The sequence below is a fragment of the Streptomyces sp. NPDC059037 genome, from assembly GCF_042740015.1.
GTDB lineage: Bacteria > Actinomycetota > Actinomycetes > Streptomycetales > Streptomycetaceae > Streptomyces.
This window is the reverse complement of record NZ_JBHYIG010000393.1, coordinates 1-7670: the sequence shown is the minus strand read 5'-3', so window position 1 is coordinate 7670 and position 7670 is coordinate 1. Positions and strand designations below refer to the sequence as shown.

Sequence of the window (7670 nt, the reverse complement as noted above, 5' to 3'; positions counted from 1 at the left end):
TGTGTGGGCTGGTTGTGTCCGAGGCTGGCCGCGCCGCGCGCGCCCCCCCCCCCCCCCCCCCAACACCCGCCGCCACGGGGCGGTTCAGGCTGGCCCCTACAGCCCTACAGCCACCCCGCGAACTCCAGCAGCAGCTCCGCGTCCTGCTCGCGGCCGACGCGGCGTGCCCGTACGCCCGACTCCACGGCGCGGAACAGCGTCCAGCCCCGCAGCCGCTCCTGGTCGACGTCCAGAGACTCCGCCAGCTTCTTCACCCGGCGACGGGTGATCGACGCCCCGGAGGGGGACGCGATCAGGTCCTCGACGCGGTCGCGTACGAGACGTGCCAGGTCGAAGGCGGGCTCCCCGACCACCGGGTCGGGCCCCACCGCCAGCCACGGCACCCGGTCACCCTGAAGCACCTTGCTCTGCCGGAACGTGCCGTGCAGCAACCGCACATCCGGCGCCCCGGCAAGCAGCTCCTCCCGCGCCGCCAGCGCCGCGTCCACCAGCGGCGCGACCTCCCCGTCGGCGGCCGCCGACGCCCGCATCGCATCCGCCTGCCGCCCGGTCCGCTCGGCGACCGTCTCGCAGCGATGGCCCGGCGGCGGCTCCACCCACAGGCGGCGCAGCGTGCCCGCCGCTTCGAGGAGCGCCTTGGCCTCGGGCAGCGAACGTACCGACACGTCGCGGTGCAGCCGTTCGAGGAGCAGCGCGCCGTCCGTGGCGGAGGGGTCCAGGAGCCGTACGGCACCGAGCCCGGCCCAGTGCGCAAGCGCCACCCGCTCGCTCTGCGGCCGCGACCTCGGCGGCACCAGCTTCAGGACGGCGGGCGTGCCGTCCGCGAGCCGTACCAGGACGACGAGGCTGCTGCGCCCGCCGGGCACATGGACCCGCTCGACGGTCAACTCGCGTAGCGCGACGGCCTGTTCCACCGCCTGGGGCAGCTTCTCCAGCCAGTCGTCGCCGTCCTGCGCCGTCTCACCGAGTGCGGTGATCAGACGCTGCGGCGGTTCGAAAGCCATGCGCGAGTTGTTTCCTTCCTGAGCGGGTCATGAGCGGGTCACGAGTGGGTCATGAGCGGTCAGCCTGAGGTGCCGAAGAGCCGGACGTGGCGGACCGCTCGGCGAGACCAGGGAAGGTTACGCTCCCGCCCCGCCAGCGCGCCGCACGGACCGCCGCCTCCCGCAGCGCCTCGGCGGCGCTGCCACGCCGGGCGCCGGTGGAGGCGCGTACGAGATCGGAGTAGACCCCCGCGACGCGTTCCTCCAGCTCCGTTGCCAGCCGCACGGCGGCCGCCGAGTCCGGCACCGCGAACGGCAGCTTGTAGGCGGCCGCCGACGGCTCGGGCTCGCCGCCCAGATCGCGTACGGCGCGCTGCAGCTCGTCGCGGCGTGCGCGATGCGCGTCGTACGCCGTGCGCGCCTCCCCCCTGCGGTCCTCGCCGATCCGGCCGCCGACGACCCCGTAGCCGTACACGGCGGCGTGCTCGGCACCGAGAGCCGCCTGCACCGCTTTCAACTCGTCCTTGGCATCGCTCACTTGGCGTCCTCCGTCAGCAGATAAGCGTGTGCCGCGCCGGCCGCCGCCACCGACGCGAGGAGCCTGGCGAGCTCGGCGGGCGCATCGAGCAGGGCGCTCGCGCGCTGTCCCGCCAGCTCCCGCTCGGCCTTCGCCAGATCGCGTACGGCGGCCTTCTCGTCCCCGGGCACGGACGGGGAGGGGGTCGGCGACGGCGGTGCGGAGGCCGATGCCGACGGGGACGGCGGAGCGGTCTGCCCCTCGGCGAACGCCGCCTGGTGCCGCTTCACCTCCGCCCGCAGCGGTTCGAGCCGTGCGGCCAGCGCGGGATGGGCGGCGAGGACGGCGTCGTACCGCCCCAGAAGCTCACCGCTGTCCCGGGCGCCACGCGCGCGCAGCCGCCCGGCGGCGGAAGGACGCTCGTCCGCGTCCTGCGTGGAGGTGGAGTCCGAGCAGCCCGAGAGCAGCACGGCCCCGGCCGCTCCGGCGGCCCCGGTCAGCAGACTCCTCCGGCGCGGCCCTGAACGGTGGCGCGAGGGGATGGGATACGACGGCACAGCAGACGTCCTCGGAAGGAAGGCCAGCAAGGCGGGCAGTCAGCAGGGGGAGGTGAGGGGGCGGCAGGTGAAGTGGCGAAAGCGGCGGAAGCGGGCAGAGGCGGGGCGGGTGACGGGGCCGGGGCGTTCGAGACCGCCGTCAACCTGGTGATCACCGTACCTTCGGCCCGGCTTCGTACTCGCGAGCGGCTCGGCGCCGGTCGGAAGACGGTGCGACAACCGGACGACAGCCGGACGACAACGGGCCGACGGCGGCCACCGGCGGGCGGCAACACCCTTCGGGACCGGATACCCTTTGACCTGACACGCGACGATCCCACAACAGCACACGCGGCCGAGGAGTCACCCGGATGAGCACCACCCAGAGCGAGAGGCTGCGAGAACTGCTGGAACCGCTCGTCAGCTCGAAGGAACTGGATCTCGAAGAGATCGAAGTGGCCTCGGTCGGACGCAAGCGGGTGCTGCGCGTCGTCATCGACTCCGACGACGGCGTGGACCTGGATCAGATCGCCGATGTCAGCCGCGAACTCTCCGAGAAGCTCGACGAGAGCGACGCGATGGGCGAGGGGGAGTACACCCTCGAAGTCGGCTCCCCGGGCGCCGAGCGCCCGCTGACGGAGCACCGCCACTACCTGCGTGCCGTCGGCCGTCTCGTGAAGTTCCAGCTGACGGAGGGCGGCGAGCTGACCGCCCGCATCCTCGAGGTGGACGACGAGGGCGTGGATCTGGAAGTACCGGGCGTGAAGGGGCGCAAGCCCACCGCCCGCAGGCTCACCTTCGACGCGATCGCCAAGGCGCGCGTCGAGGTCGAGTTCAACCGCAAGGACAAGAAGGAAGAGGAGGCGTAGCCGTGGACATCGACATGAGTGCCCTGCGGGGTCTGGTCCGGGAGAAGGAGATCTCCTTCGACCTGCTGGTCGAGGCGATCGAGTCGGCCCTCCTCATCGCCTACCACCGCACCGACGGCAGCTTCCGTCGCGCCCGCGTGAAGCTGGACCGCGACAGCGGCCATGTGACGGTGTGGGCGACGGAGGACCCGGCGGACCTCGAAGAGGGCCAGGAGCCCAAGGAGTTCGACGACACCCCGTCCGACTTCGGCCGGATCGCCGCGACGACCGCCAAGCAGGTCATCCTGCAGCGGCTGCGCGACGCCGAGGACGACGCGACGCTCGGTGAGTACGCGGGCCGCGAGGGCGACATCGTCACGGGCGTCGTCCAGCAGGGCCGCGACCCGAAGAACGTCCTTGTCGACATCGGCAAGCTGGAAGCCATCCTTCCGGTGCAGGAGCAGGTGCCCGGCGAGGAGTACCCGCACGGGATGCGCCTTCGTTCGTACGTCGTCCGGGTGGCCAAGGGTGTCCGCGGCCCCTCCGTGACGCTGTCCCGTACGCACCCGAGCCTCGTCAAGAAGCTCTTCGCGCTCGAGGTGCCGGAGATCGCCGACGGTTCCGTCGAGATCTCGGCCATCGCCCGCGAGGCCGGCCACCGCACGAAGATCGCGGTCCGGTCCACCCGCTCCGGGCTCAATGCCAAGGGCGCCTGCATCGGTCCGATGGGCCAGCGCGTGCGCAATGTCATGGCGGAGCTGAACGGCGAGAAGATCGACATCGTCGACTGGTCGGACGACCCCGGCGAGATGGTCGCCCACGCGCTGTCCCCGGCGCGGGTCAGCAAGGTGGAGATCGTCGACCTCGCGGCCCGTTCCGCGCGGGTGACGGTGCCCGACTACCAGCTCTCGCTCGCGATCGGCAAGGAGGGCCAGAACGCCCGCCTCGCCGCGCGGCTCACCGGCTGGCGGATCGACATCCGCCCGGACACCGAGCAGCCCCAGGGCTCGGCCGACTCCTGACCGAGCGCCCACCGAGATCTGATCAAGACAACAACCGTTCGATTTTTGCCCCAAAGGGGTGAGGTCGGTACGGGGAGGTAGACTTAATCGTGTCTGGCCGGACGCAAGCCCGCGCATGCCCTGAGCGCACCTGTGTGGGGTGCCGGGAGCGAGCGGCCAAGAGCGATCTGCTGCGCATCGTGGCGAAAAGGGGCGCCTGCGTCCCTGATCCAAGCGGTACGCTGCCCGGCCGGGGTGCCTATGTACACCCCGTCCCGGTCTGTCTCGACCTGGCGGTCCGCCGCCGGGCGTTCCCGAGGGCCTTTCGAGGACCGGGTCCGCTCGACACGGCGGAGTTGCGCCGAGTCGTCGAGTCAGTTGCCCAGCAGGCAACACCGTAAGGAAGGTCGCGCGGAACCCCGCGCGGCCCTGGTATTCCGCGAGTTGGAAGTAGGTCGAGATTGCGATGAGCACTCGATGAGCACGCGATGAGTACGCCCATGAAGTAGCGACGGTCCGGCGTAACCCGGACCTAAAAGGAGCGAAGTGGCTAAGGTCCGGGTATACGAGCTCGCCAAGGAGTTCGGCGTAGAGAGCAAGGTCGTCATGGCCAAGCTCCAAGAACTCGGTGAATTCGTACGTTCGGCGTCCTCGACGATCGAGGCGCCCGTAGTACGCAAACTGACTGACGCATTGCAGCAGGGTGGCAACGGCAAGCCCGCCGCCGCCAAGCCGGGAGCGCCGCGCAAGCAGGCCGCCCCCAAGCCGGCGACGCCGTCGGCACCGTCCCCCGCGCAGGCCGCCCGTCCGGGTCCGGCCGCGCCCAAGCCGCCGGCGCCCAAGCCCGCCGTCGCGGCCGACAAGCCTGCCGCATCGCCTGCGGCTCCCGGCCCGCGTCCCGGCCCCAAGCCGCCGACGCCCAAGCCGGCTCCGGCAGCCCCCGCGGCTCCGGTCACCCCGGCAGCGCCTGCCGCCCCGGAGTTCACCGCTCCGCCGGCCGCTCCCGCTGCTCCGGCCGCCTCCTCGGCTCCGGCCGGACCCCGTCCGGGCGCCCGCCCGGGTGCCCCGAAGCCCGGCGGCCGTCCGGCCCCCGGCCAGGGCGGTCAGGGTCAGGGCGGTCGTGGCGACCGCGGCGACCGTCAGGGTGGCGCTCCGCGTCCCGGCGGCCAGGGTGGCGCCCCGCGCCCCGGTGGCCGTCCGGCAGGACCGCGCCCCGGCAACAACCCCTTCACCTCTGGTGGCTCCACCGGCATGGCGCGCCCGCAGGCGCCCCGTCCGGGCGGCGCCCCGCGCCCCGGCGGCCAGGGTGGCCCCGGTGGTCCCGGCGGCGCCCCGCGTCCGCAGGGCCAGGGCGGCCAGGGTGCTCCCCGTCCGCAGGGTCAGGGCGGCGCTCGTCCGAGCCCCGGCGGCATGCCTCGCCCGCAGGGCGGCGCTCCGCGTCCCGGCGGCGCCCCCGGCGCCGGCGGTAACCGTCCGAACCCCGGCATGATGCCGCAGCGTCCCGCTGCGGGTCCGCGTCCCGGTGGTGGCCCCGGCGGTGGCCGTGGTCCCGGCGGTGGCGGTCGTCCCGGCGGTGGCGGCGGCGGTCGTCCCGGTGGCGGCGGCGGCTTCGCCGGTCGTCCCGGTGGCGGCGGCGGCGGTGGCTTCGCCGGTCGTCCCGGTGGTCCCGGTGGCGGTGGCGGCGGTGGCTTCGCCGGTCGTCCCGGTGGCGGCGGTGGCCGTCCCGGCTTCGGTGGCCGTCCCGGTGGTCCGGGTGGCCGTGGTGGCACGCAGGGCGCCTTCGGTCGTCCCGGCGGTCCCGCGCGTCGCGGTCGCAAGTCGAAGCGGCAGAGGCGCCAGGAGTACGAGTCGATGCAGGCTCCGTCGGTCGGCGGCGTCATGCTGCCGCGCGGCAACGGCCAGGCGGTCCGCCTGTCCCGTGGTGCCTCGCTGACCGACTTCGCCGAGAAGATCAACGCCAACCCGGCGTCGCTCGTCGGCGTGATGATGAACCTCGGCGAGATGGTCACTGCCACGCAGTCCGTCCCGGACGAGACGCTGAAGCTCCTCGCGGACGAGATGAACTTCGTCCTGGAGATCGTCAGCCCGGAGGAGGAGGACCGCGAGCTGCTCGAGTCCTTCGACATCGAGTTCGGCGAGGACGAGGGTGGCGAGGAGTTCCTCGTCGCGCGTCCGCCGGTCGTGACCGTCATGGGTCACGTCGACCACGGTAAGACCCGACTTCTGGACGCGATCCGCAAGACGAACGTCATTGCGGGCGAGGCCGGCGGCATTACGCAGCACATCGGTGCGTACCAGGTCTCTTCCGAGGTCAACGGCGAAGACCGCAAGATCACCTTCATCGACACCCCCGGTCACGAGGCGTTCACCGCCATGCGTGCCCGTGGTGCGAAGTCCACCGACATCGCGATCCTCGTGGTCGCGGCCAACGACGGTGTGATGCCGCAGACGATCGAGGCGCTGAACCACGCCAAGGCGGCCGACGTGCCGATCGTGGTCGCGGTCAACAAGATCGACGTCGAGGGTGCCGACCCGACCAAGGTGCGCGGTCAGCTCACCGAGTTCGGTCTGGTGGCCGAGGAGTACGGCGGCGACACGATGTTCGTCGACATCTCCGCCAAGCAGGGACAGAACATCGAGTCCCTCCTGGAGGCCGTGGTCCTGACCGCGGACGCCTCGCTCGACCTGCGGGCCAACCCGGAGCAGGACGCGCAGGGTATTGCGATCGAGTCCCACCTGGACAAGGGCCGCGGCGCCGTCGCGACCGTCCTCGTCCAGCGAGGCACCCTGCGGGTCGGCGACACCATGGTGGTCGGCGACGCGTACGGCCGTGTCCGCGCGATGCTCGACGACAAGGGCGAGAACGTGGAAGAGGCGGGTCCCTCGACCCCGGTCCTCGTCCTCGGTCTCACCAACGTCCCGGGTGCCGGCGACAACTTCCTGGTCGTCGACGAGGACCGTACGGCCCGTCAGATCGCCGAGAAGCGTGCCGCCCGTGAGCGCAACGTCCGCTTCGCCCGCAAGGGTGTGCGGTTCTCCCTGGAGAACCTGGACGAGGCACTCAAGGCCGGTCTGGTGCAGGAACTCAACCTCATCATCAAGGGCGACGCGTCCGGTTCGGTGGAGGCTCTCGAGTCCTCGCTGCTCCAGCTCGACGTCGGCGAAGAGGTCGACATCCGCGTCCTGCACCGCGGCGTGGGTGCGGTCACCGAGTCGGACATCGACCTGGCGACCGGCTCCGACGCGATCGTGATCGGCTTCAACGTCCGTGCGGCCGGTCGTGCCGCGCAGATGGCCGAGCGCGAAGGCGTGGACGTCCGCTACTACTCGGTCATCTACCAGGCGATCGAAGAGATCGAAGCGGCCCTCAAGGGCATGCTCAAGCCGGAGTACGAAGAGGTCGAGCTCGGCACGGCGGAGATCCGCGAGGTCTTCCGCTCGTCCAAGCTGGGCAACATCGCCGGTGTTCTTGTCCGCTCCGGCGAGGTCAAGCGCAACACCAAGGCGCGCCTCATCCGCGACGGCAAGGTCATCGCGGAGAGCCTCAACATCTCCGGTCTGCGCCGCTTCAAGGACGACGTCACCGAGATCCGCGAAGGGTTCGAGGGCGGTATCAACCTCGGCAACTTCAACGACATCAAGATCGACGACGTCATCGCGACGTACGAGATGCGCGAGAAGCCTCGCGGCTGATCAACGCAGCTCGAACCGGGGCCGGTCGAGGGGAGGTAAATCCCGTCGATCGGCCCCGGCCGTGACCGGGTAGGGTGTTGTGGTGTGTGGGT

At 71.7% G+C, this 7670-nt stretch carries 7 protein-coding genes; 4 read left to right on the top strand and 3 right to left on the bottom strand.

What is annotated here, in order from left to right:
* Nucleotides 1-104: 104 nt before the first annotated feature.
* Genes ACFWY6_RS42875 through ACFWY6_RS42865 form a run of 3 tightly spaced genes read right to left on the bottom strand, consistent with a single transcriptional unit; the run spans nt 105 to nt 2057 of the window.
* On the bottom strand, nt 105-1004 hold the full coding sequence (locus ACFWY6_RS42875; RefSeq protein ID WP_384702558.1) for an aminoglycoside phosphotransferase family protein: 900 nt from the start codon (nt 1002-1004) through the stop codon (nt 105-107).
* 49 nt (nt 1005-1053) lie between these two features.
* Entirely contained in the window at nt 1054-1521 is a 468-nt protein-coding gene (locus tag ACFWY6_RS42870) for a ferritin-like domain-containing protein (RefSeq protein ID WP_384702555.1), read from the bottom strand.
* Nucleotides 1518-2057: a hypothetical protein gene (locus tag ACFWY6_RS42865; RefSeq protein ID WP_384702552.1), complete on the bottom strand. Its 540-nt coding sequence runs from the start codon at nt 2055-2057 to the stop codon at nt 1518-1520. The genes ACFWY6_RS42870 and ACFWY6_RS42865 overlap by 4 nt, the downstream gene beginning before the upstream one ends.
* Before the next feature lie 350 nt (nt 2058-2407).
* Between ACFWY6_RS42865 and rimP the strand changes: the two genes are divergently transcribed.
* From rimP to infB, 4 genes are all read left to right on the top strand, one after another.
* Complete coding sequence (gene rimP / locus ACFWY6_RS42860; protein ID WP_384702549.1) at nt 2408-2905, top strand: ribosome maturation factor RimP; 498 nt, start codon at nt 2408-2410, stop codon at nt 2903-2905.
* A 2-nt stretch (nt 2906-2907) separates the two neighbouring features.
* A complete protein-coding gene (gene nusA, locus ACFWY6_RS42855; RefSeq protein ID WP_360780665.1) occupies nt 2908-3906 on the top strand; it encodes a transcription termination factor NusA in 999 nt (332 codons plus the stop codon).
* Between the two features lie 89 nt (nt 3907-3995).
* On the top strand, nt 3996-4286 hold the full coding sequence (locus ACFWY6_RS42850) for a YlxR family protein (RefSeq protein ID WP_266871192.1): 291 nt from the start codon (nt 3996-3998) through the stop codon (nt 4284-4286).
* A gap of 145 nt (nt 4287-4431) precedes the next feature.
* A complete protein-coding gene (gene infB / locus ACFWY6_RS42845) occupies nt 4432-7578 on the top strand; it encodes a translation initiation factor IF-2 (protein ID WP_384702544.1) in 3147 nt (1048 codons plus the stop codon).
* The last annotated feature ends 92 nt before the right edge of the window (nt 7579-7670 follow it).